Annotated in this window: 13 protein-coding genes; 2 read left to right on the top strand and 11 right to left on the bottom strand. The window is 65.0% G+C overall.

Annotated elements, in window-relative coordinates; translation table 11 throughout:
• From F455_RS22740 to F455_RS21505, 10 genes are all read right to left on the bottom strand, one after another.
• On the bottom strand, positions 1–205 hold a 205-nt coding region (locus F455_RS22740; protein ID WP_157579101.1), incomplete at its 3' end, for a transposase.
• 81 nt (positions 206–286) lie between these two features.
• Positions 287–688, bottom strand: coding sequence for a DUF2251 domain-containing protein (locus F455_RS22735; protein WP_083919036.1), 402 nt, complete (start codon positions 686–688; stop codon positions 287–289).
• A 95-nt stretch (positions 689–783) separates the two neighbouring features.
• A complete protein-coding gene (locus F455_RS23160) occupies positions 784–1,077 on the bottom strand; it encodes a hypothetical protein (RefSeq protein WP_157579098.1) in 294 nt (97 codons plus the stop codon).
• A gap of 1,414 nt (positions 1,078–2,491) precedes the next feature.
• Positions 2,492–2,809, bottom strand: a complete 318-nt coding sequence (locus F455_RS23700) for a DUF7716 domain-containing protein (RefSeq protein WP_425413752.1) — start codon at positions 2,807–2,809, stop codon at positions 2,492–2,494.
• 776 nt (positions 2,810–3,585) lie between these two features.
• Positions 3,586–5,976: a serine/threonine-protein kinase gene (locus tag F455_RS22295; RefSeq protein ID WP_018974930.1), complete on the bottom strand. Its 2,391-nt coding sequence runs from the start codon at positions 5,974–5,976 to the stop codon at positions 3,586–3,588.
• Positions 5,977–6,114: 138 nt separating this feature from the next.
• Complete coding sequence (gene prmC / locus F455_RS0119105) at positions 6,115–6,963, bottom strand: peptide chain release factor N(5)-glutamine methyltransferase (protein WP_026293548.1); 849 nt, start codon at positions 6,961–6,963, stop codon at positions 6,115–6,117.
• 11 nt (positions 6,964–6,974) lie between these two features.
• Entirely contained in the window at positions 6,975–11,210 is a 4,236-nt protein-coding gene (locus F455_RS21515) for a hypothetical protein (protein WP_018974928.1), read from the bottom strand.
• Positions 11,211–11,293: 83 nt separating this feature from the next.
• Complete coding sequence (locus tag F455_RS21510; protein WP_033410582.1) at positions 11,294–12,442, bottom strand: glycerate kinase; 1,149 nt, start codon at positions 12,440–12,442, stop codon at positions 11,294–11,296.
• A 21-nt stretch (positions 12,443–12,463) separates the two neighbouring features.
• The gene (locus F455_RS0119090; protein ID WP_018974926.1) at positions 12,464–13,381 is read right to left on the bottom strand and encodes an ROK family protein; all 918 of its coding nucleotides are present in this window, start codon (positions 13,379–13,381) and stop codon (positions 12,464–12,466) included.
• A gap of 21 nt (positions 13,382–13,402) precedes the next feature.
• Positions 13,403–13,963 (bottom strand): Pycsar system effector family protein, encoded by a 561-nt coding sequence (locus F455_RS21505; protein WP_020684111.1) that lies wholly within the window; start codon positions 13,961–13,963, stop codon positions 13,403–13,405.
• A gap of 40 nt (positions 13,964–14,003) precedes the next feature.
• On the opposite strand from F455_RS21505, the gene F455_RS0119080 reads away from it, so the two are divergent.
• Positions 14,004–14,906, top strand: a complete 903-nt coding sequence (locus F455_RS0119080; RefSeq protein ID WP_083919034.1) for an alpha/beta hydrolase — start codon at positions 14,004–14,006, stop codon at positions 14,904–14,906.
• Between the two features lie 27 nt (positions 14,907–14,933).
• On the opposite strand, the gene F455_RS21500 is transcribed toward F455_RS0119080, so the two are convergent.
• Positions 14,934–17,627 (bottom strand): M1 family metallopeptidase, encoded by a 2,694-nt coding sequence (locus F455_RS21500; RefSeq protein WP_018974923.1) that lies wholly within the window; start codon positions 17,625–17,627, stop codon positions 14,934–14,936.
• Positions 17,628–17,831: 204 nt separating this feature from the next.
• Between F455_RS21500 and ahpC the strand changes: the two genes are divergently transcribed.
• Complete coding sequence (ahpC, locus tag F455_RS0119070) at positions 17,832–18,395, top strand: alkyl hydroperoxide reductase subunit C (RefSeq protein WP_018974922.1); 564 nt, start codon at positions 17,832–17,834, stop codon at positions 18,393–18,395.
• Positions 18,396–18,525: the final 130 nt, after the last annotated feature.

Here is an 18,525-nt window from a genome sequence, read left to right as displayed (position 1 = left end):
CCACTGCTTCATCCACAACGGCACCTTTGGTCACGATCACTCCTTCGCGCGCTTGCTTACGCCAAAGAGACAGCATGAAGGGATGAATGTAAAGCGACTCAGCAACGTCCTTGACCGATACGCCAGACAACCGGCTCAACCGCACCGCTGTCGCCTTGAATTCCTTGCTGTATCGACACGTCGTTCTGGGACCGGGTGATGCCATCGCAAGACTCCTGAATAGTTAGTTCAGGGTGTCCACTAACCCGTAGGAACTATCCGGTCCACTTGACCGAATAGTTAGAGCTCACTTGATTAGATCTGAGACCTGTGAGCTCCATGCGTGGCCTGCCTTGGACCAGCCGCTGTGGCTCGGTGGGAACCCGCTGAGGCAATAACCTTGTTTCGCAGAAAAGTCGAATACCGCATGCGGCTGCTTATTGATGAGCAGCTCGGCTTTCAGATTGTCAGAGGACCAGACGATCTCTACGACTGACGGATGCTGGCGATCAGCGACGCTTTTGACGTTGTAGATTTGGACTGCATCTTGGATAGGCTGCGAGACTTTCGCAGGATCGACCGCGTAGAAATACCCTGTTTCTCCGTCGTCTTCGAAGACGACCTTATAGCGTCGATCAGGCGCCGATGCCTCAATGACGACCGAGCTCCCGACATGAATCTCTTGATGCGCGACAGTTGCTATAGCCATGCAGTGAGCTCTAACGCTTAAGTTAACGCGCCGCGCCGGCCGCTGGGTTATCGCGACGAGACGTCACGGTCGCGTTGAACGAATAGTTAGGTGCCTCACACACCGGAGCAGCCAGGCAAGGTGAGGACGCCAATAAAGAAGAACATGACTGCAAGTATTAGGGCAATTGCAATTGCACCAAACCCAAGCCCGAGAGAGCGTCGTCTGATTGCAGAAGCCGACAACATTAGCCAGCCAAGCGCACCAACAGCAACGCCGCCAAGCAATAGCCAAGCGCCAACCGGTTGGCAAATGAAAGCGCGCGTCAAGTAGAAGCCAAACGCGTAGAGTACAAAGCATGCCGCAATAAGGACAATTTCAGCTCTGGAATTGTGTACTTGTAGCAACATTCGATGAGGCGCCTAACGCTTGAGGTAAGTGGCCGCTGCTACACGAGGTGTCAGATTACCGCGGACCCGCCGCAGCGGTCCACTTGACCGAATAGTTAGGGAACAAATTTGCGTGCAAAAACTAGTGAAAGCAGAAGTACCAAGCCACTACCCACCAAATGAAGCTGGAGGTGTGCCGCGTACTCGGAGGCCAGGCCAGTAAGACCGTTTGATTCGAATGGGGCCGATAGTAAGAAGTAGCCGATAGGAGCGAAGCCAGAAAACAACGTAGCCATTTGTGCGACAAACGGCGACAAAGTGGCTACTGCCAGAACGCAAAAAAGGGCAATGCTCAAAGGGCGGCTGACGCCAAAACGACGGAGTAGGCGTGCAACTATGAAAAGCACGACCGCGAACGGGGTGCTTAGCAGAAAGAACATGAGGCCAAAGAACAGGAAGGCTTCCAATTGTTGCCTAACGCTTGAGGTGAGTGGCCGCTGCCACAGTGGGCGTCAGATTACCGTGGCCCGTCGCAGCGGTCCACTTGACCGAATTGTTAGGTTGCAGATGCCAATGCCTCAGCGAAGCTGCGCCACTCTGACCGCGTAAACCGGCGCTGTTGAGAAGAGGCCAAGACCAACTCGCCCTCCCTGAGCAGGAGCCGAAAGCTCTGCAAGAAATTAGACGGCTCACTGCCGGGTTTCACAACTGCCAAACCATCCTGGGCCGGGGCGAGCAAGCTCTCCGGATCGGCGAGCAAATATACCTTCTTGGTGTAACGTGGAACGAGAAGCGCAACCGCGCTGCGCACCAGCAACGCTACCTCATCTGGGGCTAGCTGCACGACAAGGTTGTCGTTGGTGGGAGTAAAGCGCACCGCTCTGCAACCTAACGCTTGAGGTAAGTGGCCGCTGCCACACTGAGCGTCAGGTTACCGCGCGACGTCGCAGCGGTCCACTTGACCGAATAGTTAGCTTGCATGCTGAGTAGAATTGCGAGCACGCCGTAAAAGCAAAAAGGACAAGATTGCGCATAGGACAGCACCCGAAAGTAAGTACGCAAGCCGCGGAGCAGCAAAGCCAAGCTGTGCCACGAACGCGAGGCAGACTACGGACCCGCCACCGAACAACCTGCCCCAATACTCCGGCGTCTCCCAATCAGGTGTCGCTGTGCCGTCCGGATTGCTGAAACCGCCAGGGAGATCGTCGTCAGCCGTAACGATTGTGCCGATGACCGGCCAGCCGATGAACGCTATGAGCGCCGAATAACCGATCGCAATGCCAACAAGCCAATGGAGAACAGCGGTTACTGTCGTGCCAGCCACCGGGTAAAGAAGCCATTGCTTCATGCAGGCTAACGCTTGAGGTAAGTGGCCGCGGCCACAGCGGGCGTCAGATTACCGTGGCACGTCGCAGCGGTCCACTTGACCGAATAGTTAGGCGCCGCGATCACTGGCCTGGCATAACTCATGGAACCACTCCGGCCAAGCATCATGCTCGGCGTAGTAAAGGACGACAGCAAAGCGCTGGGCGCTGTTTAGTAGATGGCTCCGCTCACCGAGAACCTCGTCTCTTATGATATCGACCTCTAGAAAGTAGTCGTAGCCAGCCTCTTTTAGATGCTCCGGTAGGCGACCACTGTCGTCAGGGCGCACGAGCATTGCATTGGCGTCGGTGTTCCACGGGCGCCGCGCGACTATGCACAGGTCGCTTGCTACGGAATCTAGGTCGCCAATGATCTGTCCGAGGGTCACAAGGCGCCTAACGCTTGAGGTAAGTGGCCGCTGCCACTGTGAGCGTCAGATTACCGTGCGACATCGCAGCGGTCCACTTGACCGAATAGTTAGCGCCCGGAATCGGTGATGTGCACATCGGTGAAGCCGCCCGGCTTGCCTGATTTGGTGAGTGCGACGACTCGCACAGTTAAGTCGAGTGGCGTATGTGTGTTCGTTGCGCCGTCAAGCCAAGGGAAGGCAAAGACAAGCAAACCATTCCTTTCATGCCCCGTGCTCGGGCCGGGCGGGAAAATCACTTCTTGCGTGGGCGCCTTACCTGCTATTTGCTCAAAGGTGTAAGCGAGGTTTCGGCTTGAGTTGGTTGCAGGAATTGTTAGGACGATGACCCCGGTGTCGGCGCAGGAGTCGCCGCGAAAAGACACACGGCCCCTGCGAACTGAATGAATTGCGACCGAAGGTGCCGAGGGGGCCCTCTCATGGCCAGACCCGAGAAAAACCATTGGTTTGAAAGGTGACGGAACTGCAAATTCACAGGCGAAACAGTGCAATGGAAGAAGAAGCGTTAGAGCTACAAGACGAAACATTTAGGGCGCTAACTACAAATAGACCCCACATCCGGGGCGTTGCACGGAATATTCAGTTTGCTTCGGCAGCGCGTCAAGCGAAATTCCACGCAATGACAAGCAGTTAGCCATCCTACGCCACGTGCTTCCGCATTAAATGTGCCGCGCAATCATCGCAAAACGGGGGCGTAACGGATTGTCGGGTTGGAAACAGGGGCGTAATGGCCGCGCCTAACCGCCCGGCATGCTTTCGATCTTCGCCTCGAGCGCGGCGCTGCGCGGACTGATCGGACTGAGTTGGCGCGCGGTGTTGAGCGCGCGCAGCGCTTCGCCGCGACGGCCTTCGCCGACGAGGTGGTCGGCCTGGTCGTAGTAGACCTCGGCGAGTCGCGCGCGCAGGCCGATCAGGGTCGGATTGCCGGGATCGGTGTCGGCGATCGCATCGAGATAGCCGCGGGCGTTGTTTGGTTTGCCAGCGCTGATCGCCTGATCGAACAGCGCGCGGGCGCGCGGCGCAATCTGTTTCAGGCCTTGCAGCGCGCGCGTGTTGTAGCCGTCGATGCCGAGCACGGCGCGGTATTTGTCATAGGCGCCGCCGGGATCCATCAGATCACCCGCGGCGAGCGCGCGATCGGCCTCGGCGAGCAGATCCTCGATACGCCCGCGCTCGGCAAGGCTGGGCTCGCGCTGCGATTCCTGTTGCGCTTCGTCTTGTTCGCGCGCCTCACGCTGACGTGCGCGTTCGGTGCGCGCAATCTGCGCAGTTTGCTGGCGTGAAGGTTGCGTCGGAGGCTGTGGCTTTTGCGGCGCCGGCTTCGATGGCGGCGGCACCGTTGGCGGAGTCTGCTGCTGCGCTTGCGCTTGCGCGTCCGCCTCGCGGCGCTTGGCCAGCGCGCTGCGCAATTCGGGAATCGCTGCATGGTTCGGCGCGAGTTCGGCAAGCTGTGCAAGGCGCTGGCTAGCGAGTTCGGCGTCGCCCTGTGCGAGCGCTTCGCGCGCGAGCTGCGCCTGCGCGGCGGCAACCTTGTCGAGACCATGACGCGCCACCGCGTTGCCCGCGTCGGCGTCGAGAATCTGGCGATACAACGTCGCCGCGCCATCGGCGCCGAGCAGCCGCTTCGCGGCGAGAGCAGCGTCGGCGCGTGCGAGCAGGTTCTCGACCTGGGTGCCCTGCGACTGGGCGGTGTCGAGTGCGGTCTTCAGTTCCTCGACCTGCGCACCGCCGCCGAGCACCTCGTTCGCTGCGTCCAGATTCTCGCGCGCCGCGGCGAGATCGTGCTTCTGCAAGGCCACGCGCGCATCGGCAAGCAGGCGCTGGCCGACCTGGTTGAGGCCGTCGCGTGCACGCTCGTCGTCCGCATCCTGCTCACGCACGCTCTGGAACAATTCGCGCGCGCCGCCCGCGCCGAGCAGCTTGCCGTCGGCGAGTGCCTTCTGCGCGCGCGCGATCGTATCGTTGACCTGCGTGTTCGGCACGAGCGTGCGCAGGCGATCCTGCCAATGCCAGGCCACACCGCCGAGCAGTGCGAGCGCAAGCACGATCGCTGCGGGAACGATCCAGCCACGCCGGTCCGTGGAACGCCTGGCCGCGTGCCGCCGGGCATCGCGGCCCACGGCACGGTAACTGCCGGTTTCGCCGAGATCGTCAAGACGACCGAGCGCGGGGTCGGTACGGTGATGCAGCGCGGCCACGGGCGTGGTCGGCCGCGCCGAGCCAGGCGCAAACCGGTCGTCGGCGATGAACGTGGTCGGAGTGGCTTCGCCGAAATGCGAGTCGTCCGCACTCGCGGCGACGGCATCGGCGAGTTCCGGATGCTCGCCTGCGGCGATCGCGCGCTCGAGGCGCTCGATCGCTTCGGCGAGTTGACGGCCGCTCTGGTAGCGATCGTCCGCCTGCTTGGCGAGCATGCGCGTGAGGATCGGCTGCAGGGTCACCAAATTCTCCGGCAGCACCGGCACCGGTTCGGTGATGTGCATGATGCCGACCGCGAGCGAATCCTCGGCGTGATACGGCACGCGCCCGACCAGCATCTCGTAGAGCACGACGCCAAGGCTGTAGAGGTCGGCGCGACCGTCGACCGTCTTTCCCCGCGCCTGCTCGGGACTCATGTAGTGCGGCGTGCCGATCACCGCGCCGGTGCGCGTCATGCGCGCGGCCGAATCGAGGGCCCGTGCGATGCCGAAATCGGTCAGCGCGGAAGATCCGTCCTCGCGCAGCAGGATGTTGTCCGGCTTGACGTCGCGATGGACGAAACCCTTGGCGTGCGCGTAATCGAGCGCGAGAGCGATCTCGCGGGTGACGCGCAGCGCGAACTTCAGCGGCCGCGCGGTGCCATCGCGCGGCAGCACTGCGCCACCGCCGAGGTATTCCATCGCGATGTAGTTGTAGTCGCCGCTGCGCGCGACATCGTGGATGCCGACGACGTGGCGATGGTGCATCTGCGCCGCGATGCGCGCCTCGCGCAGGAAACGCTCAGAGAAATCGGGATCGGCGAGCAGCGCCGGCGACATCACCTTGAGCGCGACGTCACGCTGCACCGATTCCTGCGTGGCCAGATACACGGTGGCCATGCCACCGCGGCCGAGCTGGCGCAGGATTTTGTAGCCGGGTAGTTCGATCAAATGTCCGTCCCGCCGCGCAAACAAGACCCGCGGCGTGGTTTGCTGGTGACATCCAAGCTTAGCATGCCATTGCCGCGCCGGCCGCTCAATGCAGGCTCGACAAGCCCGCCATGGCCGAGCACACGACCATCTCGTCGTTCATGCAGGGTCGCTCGCATACCTTGCGCCGCTGACCCGGTCGCGCGCCTCCATATCGCGCCATGTCGCTGCATCGATGTAACCATTCGCTGTGAAAATATCGCGCACGGCTGCGCCCTGATCGTGGCCGTGCTCGAACAGCAGCCAGCCGCCGCGCGCGAGATGGCGGCGCGCATCGCGCGTGATCGTGCGGATCGCGTCGAGGCCGTCGCTGCCCGAAGACAGTGCGAGCGCCGGCTCGAAACGAAGGTCGCCTTGCTCGAGGTGAGCATCGCCGCGCGCGATGTAGGGCGGATTGCTCGCGATCAGATCGAACTCGCGCTCGCCGAGCGCCGCGCACCACTCGCCCAGCGCGAATTCGACGTTGGCCAGCGCCAGCCTCTGCGCATTGCCGCGCGCGACGGCAAGTGCAGCGTCGCTCGCGTCGGTCGCAAGCACGCGTGCGCGCGGCCGTTCGTGTGCAAGCGCGAGCGCAATCGCCCCCGAGCCGGTACCGAGATCGGCAATGCGCGCCTCGGTGTCGCGTGGAATCCTTTCGAGGGCCAGTTCGACCAGCAACTCGGTTTCCGCGCGCGGGATCAGCACGTCGGACGTGACGACGAGGTCGAGCGAAAAGAACTCGCGGCGGCCGGTGATATAGGCAATCGGCTCGCCCTCGGCGCGGCGCGAGACGTAGCAGCGGAACTGTCCCGCCAGCACCTCGTCCACTTCGTCGCCGGCGTGCGCGAACAGCCAGGCGCGGTCGACGCGCAGCGCATGCTGCAGCAGCAGTTCCGCTTCGCGCCGCGCCTCGCTGGCCGTGCGGTCCGCGGCCAGCGCAGGTCCCGCTTGCGCGAGCAGGTCGCGCACCTTCGTCGCAGTCACGTCTTCTCCGCATCGGCTTGCGCGGTGCCCGCTGATGGCGCGCGCGGGGCTTCGGGTCGCGGCTGCCAATAGCCGCCGCGCGTCCACGCCATCCATGCTTCGCGTAGCCAGCCGATCAGTGCGTTCGCAAGCCACAGTGCCCAAGCCAGCATCAGCACTTTATAGACCCACATCGGCAGCGAGAACGCGCTCGCCTGCGGCAACGCGTCGGCGGTGCGATCGGCAAACCAGCTGAGCTGCGCCGCACTGGAACCATTGCCGACGACGTGCATGTCGGGGGCGCCGAGCAGACCGAGCTTGATCGTCGACACGAGCGCGACGAGCGCGACCACGGTCAGCACGGCGAGCCCGATCTGGACGAGATCGAAGCGCCACCACGGCTCCTTGGTTTCGCAACGTCCGCGCCAGTCGAACGCGAACAGCCACGCGGCGAACACGATCGGGGCAAGCCACGACGAAGTCGAAAAGCCGAGGCCGAGCAAGAGCCAGTCGCGGAACTTGAGTTTGGTGCGGCGGGTGCGCGCGAGCGCCCAGGCGACCGCGACCATGACTGCGAGTTCGCCCCAGTAAAGCACCGCCGGACCGACCGCAGGACCCGAGGTCGCGAGCAGCCAGCGATCCGCGGGCACACGCGCGATCAATTCAATGTTCGCTGCAGGCAAACCGAGACCGACCTGCGGCGTGCGCACGACAAAGCCGAGCGCGGCGTCATCGCGAAAACTGACCTGATAACGCTGCATGCCGGGCTTGACCGGCAGCGTGAGCTTGCCGTCCTGCGTACGCAGGTTGAGCGATTCGTTGTCGCGCTGCACGGCGGTGACTTCGGCGCCCTTCGGCAGCATGATCGCCTGTTCGCCACCCTGGCTCGCGCGCAGGGTGAAGCCGAGCACGTGGCTCGCGCTGCGCTGGCCTATGTCGGTGACCAGGCTGACCGCATCGATCGCGCGCGTCGCGCCGGCCGCTGCCGCGGGCCGCGTGATCTTCACCATCAGCGTCTCGCCAGGCAGCGGATGGAATTCGAAGTTGCGGTAGTCGTCGGCCTCCTCGCCGGCCGCGAGGCCGACGACAGGTACGCCAGAGAACTCTGCATGCCAGGTCGGACTGACAAGCACGCGCCAGACCTCGGCACGGTCGGCGAGCGTGGGCGCGGTTAGCGTCAACGTATCAGCCTTGTCCAATGCGCCGTTCCACGAGGTCTCTGCCGCGCCGTCGGCGATCGCCACGGTCGCGGTGGAATTCTGTACTTTTATACCGGGAGTCGAGACATGCTCGCCGCCGAGTACAGGCAACGTGACCGCAACCCCGCCCGTTGCCGGGGAAACACGCTGAACCTGTGTCTGCACGCTCCAGTCGAGGCCGAGCATGAGCGAGCGCACGACGCGCACGTAAGGCGGAAACTGCTGCGCACCGAGTTCAGGCTTCGCGCCGGTACCCGCGTCGTCGCGTGCGCGCGCGAGGCTCAGCGAGCCGCCGAGCAGGTGTTCGTCCTCGATGCCGCTCGCGCTCCAGCCCTTGCCGTCGAACAGGACACGCGCCGGCACGAGGGCGAAGTTCAGCGCAAGGCGGTCGGCATGCACGGCATAGACTGCCTCGATGCGATGCACGCCGCGATCGAGCGCGATCCAGCTGCCGCCGTCGGCCGCGCGCGCGACCGGCACGTCGACGATATTGTCCACTTTTACACTTTTCAGCGTGACGCTCGCATCCGCGCGAGGTAGCGGCAAGGCGAGGCGTTCGCCCGCATGCGCCTCAAGTACGACGCTCAGCGCATCACCGCTGGCGACGACCTGCATCTGCGCGAGGCTGGCGCAAGCTGGCGCGCACTTCGGCGCCTCGGTCAGACGCTCACGCAGTTGTTCCAGCAATTCGTCGGACGGAATGCCTTGCGCCTGCGCACGCGGTGCGAACGCCAGACTGGTGGCCAGGAGCACACCGGCGAGGCCCGCGGCCACAGCACGCGAAGGCATGGGCGCTGCCGGACGGCCACGCCAACCGCTCCACGCGAGCCAGGCCAGCAGCAGCGCGAGCACGATGCGCAGCGGCCGCACCAGCCACGGCGGCGCGACGAGGAGACGCACGCTTTGCGCCGGCGTAACCGGGCCGCTCCAGCTCAGCTGCGCCGTGCTGCCGACCTGCCAGCTCGGTTCGCCCGCGCCGGTCTGCATCACCGTGGACTGGCTGTAGTGATCGATCAGATCCGATTTGCGCACGACGTTGCCGGTGACGGTGACCGATTCAAGCTCCTTCTTGTCCGCATCGGGCTCGGCGACCTTGGCGGCGCCACCGACGACCATTGGCGATTGCAGAGTGCGATGGAGTTTCGGCTTCGCCAGCATCGGCGGCGGCGCCGGCGCGGCCGGCGGCGGCGGTATCGCCATGGTTTGTGCGGGAGCCGCCTCTATCTCGTCGCGAACCGGGGCATCGTTGTTTAGATACGCACCGTCCTTGCGTGCGGCGTAATACATCCACGCGCCCTGCCCCGCCTCCAGTTGTGGATACAGCGCATAGCGCACCTGATTCGCCGCGAACGGCAACGCGACGAGGACGAAGGCGAGCATCGCCGCGCAACGCAGCCAAAGCGCCGCGACCTGCAGCCGGCCCGCGGGCAGCGCGCGCGCGATCAACGCGAGTGCGAGTACGGCGACCAGCGTCCACAGCGGCGAACCGGTTTCCTGGTAGCCGAGCGCGAGATAGCCCGCCGCGGCGAGCGCGCCGAGCACGCCGAGCAGGCGCCAGGCAAGCAAGGCGACGATCGCGGCGACGAACACGTCGAGCAGGCTCCAGCGCGACATCCAGCTGCCCTGCACGCGATCCGCGCCTGGCGCGCCGAGCAGTTTGTAGGCGTACGGAAAATGCAGCGTCGTGTCGATGCGGTCGAAGGCCTGCTGCCAGCCGGTTGCCGGCAGATCGGACACGGCATCGATACGCACCGAGCCGGCGAGATGCACGTTCGGTGTGCGCCACTCGACGCCGGAAAGCGTGTCGCTCGCGCCGCGCGTGACCAGCAGTGCCTCGCCCGTGCTCGTGCCCGTGTGTGCCCTCGTGCTCGCTTCGGCACGCTCGAGTTTGAACGGCGCGGCGACGTCGAGACGCCAGCCCTGCACCATCGAGCCATCGACCGCATCGCGCGCATACCAGCCGGAGCCGGCGAAATCGAGCCAGGCCTCGCGGCGCAAGCTCAATCGGTTGGTCTCGTTCGGAGCCAGCCCGCGCGAGCGCTGCTCGATCGTGATCTTGTCGCCGTCGGCCAGCGCGAATGCCGGCAAGGCCTGCCATTCGGCCGGCACCTGCGCCTGTTGCGGGTCGACCGAAACCTGGGCCGCGGCGTTGGTCACACGCAGGCGCGGCGATGCGGCATAGCTCCACACTTCCTGCTTCGGCCACGGCGCCGCGGGCAGATGCGCGGCGACCTCGGCGAGCGGCGCAATCGCTCGCGCACTCAAGGTCAGCACCGCCTCGCCCGGCTGCACCTGCACGTGCAGGCGGGCGTCGTTGTCGAGCCGCGCGGGCCAGTTGCCGCTGAGCGCGGTCGCGACGAATCCCGGCGGCAACACGGGACCGAATGTCTCTTCGCGCGCCTGCCCGGCGACGATGAAATGGATCTGCGTGGTAAGCAGCGCGGGCACGCCGTCGGCGAGCTCGCGGAACACGCGCAGGTCGACGCTGTCCGCCTCGGGCGCCGTGGCGGCGCTCCGCCCGAGCGTCACCGCGTCGCCGTCGCGCTGCACCTGCGCGACCGCCTTGCCGTCGACGCTCAACGCGACCAGGCCGATGGCCTGCGGCACCGGCAGCGACTGCGGCCGCTCGTGCCACGGAATCGTGCCGGCAATGTCGTAACCCCCTGCGGCCAGCCACAGCGCGGGCGTGCCCGCGCGATCGAGCACGGGCTGCGCCTGGCCATTGACCTTGACCTGTTGCGGCCAATGCTGCGCGTCGCCCGGGAGGGTCACCCACGACGGCGCATCGACGCGCCAATGCAACGCGAACGTTGCTCCGCTCGCGGCGGCGTCGAGGCGGAGACGACCGGGCCAAGCGCAGATGCGCCCGTTCGCATCGTCCGACATCTGCGTCGACAGGAACGGGCAGGCGCGGAAATCGAGATCCTTGAGCACCCAGCTGCGCCAGTCGCGCAGGATCGTGGGCAGGGCCGCATCGTCCGCCGGCGGCGTTGCCGCGCCGGCAAGGTTGCAGAGCATCAACAGCGCGAGGAAACGTAGCGTGATTCGCAGCATGGGTGACTCCGTGGGCGGTCGATGCGGCATGCAACGTACGAGAGGCCAGCGCGGGGTTGGTTCCGCTTCGCGCGATGATATTGTTACCGCGTCGGCGCGGATAGCGCCGGACTCACGCTTTTCAATGCGAGCCGGTACGCAGCCGTTTCGAGACGCCGCGCATGTTCGGCCTTGCTTACGGCCACCACGGCGCCGCTGCCCACAAGCGCGGCCACGCGCGCGAAAGGCAGCTTCGACTCGGGAAGATCGACGCGGCCGAACACGCCCCAGGCCGGTACGCGCAGCTTGCGCGCGAGCAGCGCCAGGCGATACGGCGCCTTTCCGGACAACGAGGTGAGGTCAAATGCACCTTCGCCGGTGACGACCAGATCGTGCGCGCGCAACAGCGCGTCGAGGCGCGTTTCGCGGCGCAGGATCTCGAAACCCGATACGAGCCGCGCGCCGAAGAACGCCATCAGACCGAAGCCGCAACCGCCTGCGGCGCCCGCGCCGGGGACATCGGCGAGATCCTTGCCCAGATCGCGCCCGACAATGCGCGAGAGACGGCGCAGGCCGCGGTCGAGCTCGCGCACCGCCTGTGCGTCGGCGCCTTTCTGCGGCGCGAACCGATATGCCGCGCCGCTGCGGCCGAACAACGGATTGTCGACGTCGCACGCGGCGACGATACGCGCACGCGGCCGCGGCTTCGGCGCCACGATGCGGTGCAGATGCAACAGGCCCGCGCCGCGGGGCGCGATCTCCTCGCCGCAGCGATCGAGAAACTTCCAGCCGAGCGCGGTGGCCATGCCGACGCCGCCATCGTTGGTCGCGCTGCCGCCGAGGCCGATGACGATCTTGGTCGCTCCCGCGTCGATCGCCTTGCGCAGCACGAGGCCACTGCCGTACGTCGAAGTGCGCAGCGGATCGCGCAGTTCCGGTGGCAACTGCGCCAGCCCGCTCGCAGCGGCGAGATCGAACACCGCGCTGCGACCGTCCCCGAGCACGCCCCATGCTGCGCGGCACGGACGCCCCGCCGCATCGACGCTCACGCAGCGCCGCAATGATCCGCCCGCCGCGTGCGCCAAGGCAGCGGCAAAGCCCTCGCCGCCGTCGGCGAGCACATGCGTCGTGAATCGTGCCTGCGGCCACGCGCGGCGCAGGCCGCGCACGATCGCACGTGCAGCTTGCTCCGAAGTGAGCGTGCCCTTGAACTTGTCGGGCATCACCAGCACGCGTTGCGGAGATTGCTTCATCGCGCGCGCTGCGTGCGGCGGCTAGCGCGCGGCGACGGAATCGCGCGCGAGCTCGAGCGCGCCGATCACGCCGGCGCGACCACCGAGCTGCGCGGGCACGACGAGATCGTCGAGTTCGATGCCGTACGCGGCGAAATCGAGATAGCCGTTGAGCAGTTCGCCCAGCGCAGCGCGCACGCGTGGGAACAGATGCGTCTGCGCCATCACGCCGCCGCCGAGGATGATGCGGCGCGGCGCCGAGACGACGAGCAGGTTCACGCACAACGCGGCAAGATAGTGTGCCTGCAGCGTCCACGCCGGATGCTCGGGCGGCAGGTTTTCCGCACCGGTGCCCCAGCGCGCCTGCAGTGCCGGTCCTGAAGCGAGGCCCTCGACGCAGCGATCGGCATGGAAGGCGCAGACGCCGGCGAACGCGGCGTCCTCGGCCGGCTTCGGCACGTGGATGTGCCCGACTTCGGGATGGGCGAAGCCGTAGACGATCTTGCCGTTGGCGTAGACGCCCGCACCGATGCCGGTACCGACGGTAACGTAGACGACGTCGTCGTAGCCGACGCCGGCGCCGTGGCGCACCTCGCCGAGCAAGGCGATATTGACGTCGGTATCGATCGCCGCGGGCGCGCCTGCCGCGCGCGCGATCTCGCCGAGCATGTCGACACCTTCCCAGCGCAGCTTCGGCGTACGCGCAATGCGACCGTATTGCGCCGAGCCCGGGCGCACGTGCACCGGCCCGAACGAGCCGATGCCGACCGCGGCTACGGGACCGTGGCGCATTTGCGTTTCGACGAAGAAATCGGCGACGCGTGCGAGCGTCTCTTCCGGCGTGGTCGTGGCGAACGCGGCTTCCGCATAAAGACGGCCGCCGGGTTCGCCGAGCGCGCAGACGAATTTGGTGCCGCCCGCCTCGACGGCGCCCAGCAGGACGTGCTCGAAATTCGACATCGTGGGACTCCGCGGAGGGATTCAGTGCGCGAACAGCATGCGCCACACCTGCATGAGCAGCGCGAGCACGAAGCCGGTGAGGAAACTCAAATAGGCGAAACGCAGATAGCGGTACTTGTGCTGCGCGAGATAGGTGCCGAGGCTGTAGATGTCGTTCGCCATCGCGAAATAGACCGAACCGTCGGTGCGCATCGAGCCCGCGATCTCGGCGAGGAAGCGTTCGCGCGGCAGTTCGGCGAAATGACCCATGAACAGCAGGTTGAATCCCGCCGGCAGTTCGGTCGTGGTCAGCTTGAACGGACGATACTTCGGCAGCACGGCAAGCACTGCGAGCAGCAACGCGAGGAGGGTGAATGCGGTCAACACCAGCACCGACCAACGCAGGTCCGGATCGTTGAGCTTGCCCAGGCTCAGGGTCAGCACGATCGAGGAAACGGTGATGACGATGCTCGCCTTGGTATCCGCCATCACGCTCAGCGAAACATGATGCTGTTGGGTCGTGCGCAATAGCACATCGCCGGTGTTGCGCTCGGGGATGTCAGCGAACAGCTCCTTACCGCGTTGCGTTGCTTCGTCGCCCATCTTGATTTCCGCCGCCCCTGATTCCTGCAACAATCGCCCGATGATAGGAACGAAGCCGCGCCTTGGCAATTTTCGTCGGCTCCGGCGCCGGGCGCGCGTGGCGGCGACGGCACTCGCTTCGTTGCTGCTGGCCGCCTGCTCCCAGGTCTGGTACGCGACGCTCGGCAGCGCCGACAGCACACACGACCTCGCCGTCCACCGCGGCATCGTGTTCGACGCAGAGCACGCACTCAAGCTCGACGTCTATGCACCGCACACTGCTACGGGCGCGCCGGTGGTGGTGTTCTTCTACGGCGGCAGCTGGGAGGGTGGTCGGCGGCGCTGGTACCGCTACGTCGGCGAGGCTCTGGCCAGCCAGGGCATCGTCGTGGTCATACCGGATTACCGGAAGTTCCCCGACGTGCGTTTCCCGGAATTCATGAACGATGCGGCAAATGCGACAAAGTGGACTTTTGCGCATGCCGCGGAATTCGGCGGCGACGCCCGACGCGTCTTCGTCGCCGGGCACTCCGCCGGCGGCCACATTGCCGCCCTACTCGCCTGCGACAAGCGTTATCTCGCCGCGGCCGGGCTCACCCCACGCGACCTCGCCGGCATGATCGGTCTGGCCGGCGCATATGCATTCCTTCCTTATCAGGACGACGAAGCCGAGATTTTCGGCGACGACGCGGAAGGCCGCTACGACTCGCAGCCGATCAACTTCGTCGACGGCGACGAGCCGCCCATGCTGCTGCTGCAGGGCCTGGACGACGACGAAGTGACGCCGAACAACGCCGAGGCCATGACCGAGCGTGCGCAGGCGATGGATGGCACCGCCGTGCTCAAGCTCTACCGCGGCATCGATCACGGCGAGTTGCTTGTCGCACTCGCGCGCGGGCGCGCAGGCAAGCCGCCGGTGATGCGCGATATCCTCGATTTCGTCGCCAAACCGCCGAGTCGCTAGCAGCCTTTCGCGACGAAAACGCGGGTATCAGCGCACTGGATGCGCCTCCGCCCACTGCGCCAGTGCCTTCGTACCAATATGTTCGCGCAATGCGCCGCAGGTGCCGACGCCCTCGAGCGACTGCGCGAGTTTGCGCTCGCCGCCGATCATCTCCTTGATGCGCGGCGCGAACCATTCGCGCATTTCCTCGCCCGAGTCCTTGCTGCAGCGCCCGGCGCTCGCGAGGCCGACCGCGAGCGACTGATGCGAATCCGGCAGGCGCTTGCGCAGCGCGTCGAAATGGGGCTTGAGCCAGGTCCAGAAGCCGGCGCGATTTTCCTCTTCGCCGACGTTGCTGTAGTAGAGGTACTGGATCTCGCCGACGGCAACCGCCGGGGTCAGCCCGTAGTTGCGCGCGTCCTCGCCGAGTTTCGCATCGTGCGTCGCGGCCAGCGCGGCGATCAGCTCATAGCGCTGCTTGGTTTGCGTGTTGGTCTTGAGTTCCTGTTGCACGGCCTTGTAGGCGGCCTCGCCGGAGTCCTGCACGGCAACTTTGAGCGCCACGCCGCGGACATCCGGATCGAGCTTGCCGAGATCGGCCTTGCCGCCGTCGAGACCGAGTGCGGCGCGCGCTTCGCCGTTGAGCTGCGCACGCAGATCCTTGTCGCGCACCGTCAGCGCGAGCAGATCGACGAGGCCGAGGCGCAGGCGCGTGGTCGCATCGCCGTCGTTCGGCCGCTTGTGCAGGCCGAGCTCCTTCAAGTGCGACGCATACAGCGACTTCGCGTAGGCATCGAGCGCCGGACGCGTCACGTCGCTGGCGAGATGTTCGCGGATCCATTCGAACGAGCCGACCAGCGCAGTGGCGATCTGCGGGACGTCCGAGGATGCCAGTGCCGGCATCGCGTCGAGCACGACCTCGGGCCCGATCGTGCCTTGCTCGAAGGCGGCGGAAACCGCATCGGCGTAGACCAACTGCTCGGCCGGCGCAAGCGCGGCAACCTGACTCTTCAATGCGCCGAAATCGTTGGCGCCGAGGGCGAAGCGATAGTAACCCGCGGCGTCGGCATTCGGCATCGCCCATTGCGCGCAGCCGCCGGCGAGCGCGAATTCCTTCTTCGGCGCATCGAGCAGGAAACATTGCCTGTCGTTCTTGCCGTCGCGGCCGAAGCGCGCGCAGACCGGCACTTGCCACAGTGGACTGCCTTCGCCGAGCACGCCGTACGGCAGGTAGCGCGACTGGCTCAACTCGATCGCCCCCTTGCCGGCGTTGCATTTGAGTTCGGCATGCACGAGCGGCAGGCCCGGCTGATCGAGGAAACTGCGCATCGCACGCGCCAGCGTCTCACCCTTGCCGCTGACGCGCGCGATCGTTGCGATGAGGTCGTCGGAATTGCCGCTGCCGAACTTGTGCTTGGCCAGGTAGTCGCGCATCGCCTCGCGATAGACGTCCTCGCCGACCCATTCCTCGAACATGCGCAGCACTGCCGCGCCTTTCTGGTAGGTGATGCCGTCGAACGCGTTCTCGATGTCGCCCTGATCCTTGATCGGCTGGCGGATCTTGCGTGCCGACAATTGGCTGTCGGAGTTCATCGCATGCAGCGTACCTTCGAGCCGCGACAGGTCACCGAGATACTCGGGCTTCAATGCCACCGTCGCCTTGCCTTGCGCCCAGGTCGCGTAGGCTTCGTTGAGCCAGATGTCGTCCCACCACGGCACGGTGACGAGGTCGCCGAACCACTGGTGCGCGATTTCGTGCGCATTGACGTTGAAGCTCGAACGGTAGCTCGACGCCGGCGACTTGGCGTCGATGCGCAGCAACACGTCGCGGTAGACGATGAAGCCGGCATTCTCCATCGCGCCGGCGGAGAAGTCCGGCGCGCCGACGAGATCGAGCTTGTCGAACGGATACGGCTGCTTCGTGTACTCCTCGTAGTACTTCACCGTTTCCGGCGTCTGCTCGAGGATCCATTTAAGCTGCGGCCCGGTGCCGCGTGGACCGACGCCGCGCAGCGGCAGCGGATTCTTGCGCACCGCGTTTGCCGGGATTGTCGGGCCGTCGACCACGTCCCACGGACCGACCGCGAGCGCGACAAGGTAGGTCGGCAACGGCTTGGTCTGGGCGAACGTCAGCGTCTTCCACTTCTTGTCGTCCGACTCCTTCGTGCCGGTCTGCAAGGTATTGGCAAGCGCAGCTTCGTCGTTCGGCACGGTCAGCGTGATGTCGAACGGCGTTTTGAAGCGCGGCTCGTCGAACGAGGGGAATGCGTAGCGCGCGCTGATCGCTTCCATCTGCGTCGTCACGTAGGCGTCGTCACCGACCTTGACCTTGTAGATACCCTGCAACTTGGCGTTGAACGGCGCCGAGTAATCGAAGGCCAGTTCGATGTCCTGCGCGGGCAGCGTAGCGCCGAACGCAACTTCGGCGACGCCGGAGGAATCGCGCACGCTCAGCTTCGCGTCATGCGTCTTGCCCTTGGCATCGGTGACCACGGCTTTGGCGATATCGAGCTCGCGCGCATGCAGCCAGAGGTGATCGGCCGGCTTGGCGAGCTTGACCTTGATGCGCACGTGGCCATTGAAACGATCGGCTTTCGGATCGATCTTCAGGTCGAGCGCGTAAGCCAGCGGCTTTGCGTCGTCGGGCAGCTTGCCAGTAGGCACCACTTCGGCCGCAACGGCCGCCTGCGACAGCAACGCGGCTGTCATCGCCACGGCCAACAATCCGCTCGTCATGCGCATGATCTGAATCCTCCGACGGTAAACCGCGGAGTCAAGCACGATTCATGCGGTCGCGGCAACCGCCACAAGTCATCCGGTTTTTGCGACACGTATTTCGATAGTCTGTATCAATCGAAACGTTATTATAAATCAATTTTGCAAATATATTGCGCCGCACTACATTAGCCACAACCTCTTCACCACCCACCAAAAAGGAAGCAAGCAATGTCCTTGATCAATACCCAGGTCAAACCCTTCAAGGCGACCGCCTACCACAACGGCAAGTTCGTCGACGTCAGCGACGCGACGCTCAAGGGCAAGTGGTCAGTCGTCGTGTTCTACCCGGCCGACTTCACTTTCGTCTGTCCGACCGAACTCGAGGACCTGGCCAACAACTACGCCGAATTCCAGAAGCTCGGCGTCGAGATTTACGGCGTGTCGACCGACACGCATTTCGCCCACAAGGCCTGGCACGACACTTCGGATGCGATCAAGAAGGTGCAGTACCCGCTCGTCGGCGACCCGACCGCGACGCTGTCGCGTAACTTCGAAGTACTGATCGAAGACCAGGGCCTCGCCCTGCGCGGCACCTTCGTCATCAACCCCGAAGGCCAGATCAAGCTGTATGAAGTCCACGACAACGGCATCGGCCGCGACGCAACCGAGCTGCTGCGCAAGGTCAAGGCCGCGCAGTACGTCGCCTCGCACCCGGGCGAGGTCTGCCCGGCGAAGTGGAACGAAGGCGCGAAGACGCTGAAGCCATCGCTCGATCTGGTCGGCAAGATCTGAGCGTCGTTTCAACCGAGCAACAGCACCCCTCCGGGCGCGGCAACGCGCCCGGATTTCTCGAAAAATCTTCACTTTGGCGTCATTCCGGCGAACGCCGGAATCCATGTCGATTTTGGCCTCGAAAGCAAAA

Source organism: Rudaea cellulosilytica DSM 22992 (assembly GCF_000378125.1).
GTDB classification, from domain to species: Bacteria; Pseudomonadota; Gammaproteobacteria; order Xanthomonadales; family Rhodanobacteraceae; genus Rudaea; species Rudaea cellulosilytica.
This window is presented reverse-complemented; position numbering and strand designations above follow the sequence as displayed.

Excerpts from the sequence above, each read along its gene's own strand:
- F455_RS22735 (WP_083919036.1), bottom strand. The coding sequence starts at position 688 with ATGGCTATAGCAACTGTCGCGCATCAAGAGATTCATGTCGGGAGCTCG.
- ahpC (WP_018974922.1), top strand. The coding sequence starts at position 17,832 with ATGTCCTTGATCAATACCCAGGTCAAACCCTTCAAGGCGACCGCCTAC.
- F455_RS0119080 (WP_083919034.1), top strand. The coding sequence starts at position 14,004 with ATGATAGGAACGAAGCCGCGCCTTGGCAATTTTCGTCGGCTCCGGCGC.
- F455_RS21510 (WP_033410582.1), bottom strand. The coding sequence starts at position 12,442 with ATGAAGCAATCTCCGCAACGCGTGCTGGTGATGCCCGACAAGTTCAAG.
- F455_RS21500 (WP_018974923.1), bottom strand. The coding sequence starts at position 17,627 with ATGCGCATGACGAGCGGATTGTTGGCCGTGGCGATGACAGCCGCGTTG.
- F455_RS23160 (WP_157579098.1), bottom strand. The coding sequence starts at position 1,077 with ATGTTGCTACAAGTACACAATTCCAGAGCTGAAATTGTCCTTATTGCG.
- F455_RS21515 (WP_018974928.1), bottom strand. The coding sequence starts at position 11,210 with ATGCTGCGAATCACGCTACGTTTCCTCGCGCTGTTGATGCTCTGCAAC.
- F455_RS21505 (WP_020684111.1), bottom strand. The coding sequence starts at position 13,963 with ATGGGCGACGAAGCAACGCAACGCGGTAAGGAGCTGTTCGCTGACATC.
- F455_RS0119090 (WP_018974926.1), bottom strand. The coding sequence starts at position 13,381 with ATGTCGAATTTCGAGCACGTCCTGCTGGGCGCCGTCGAGGCGGGCGGC.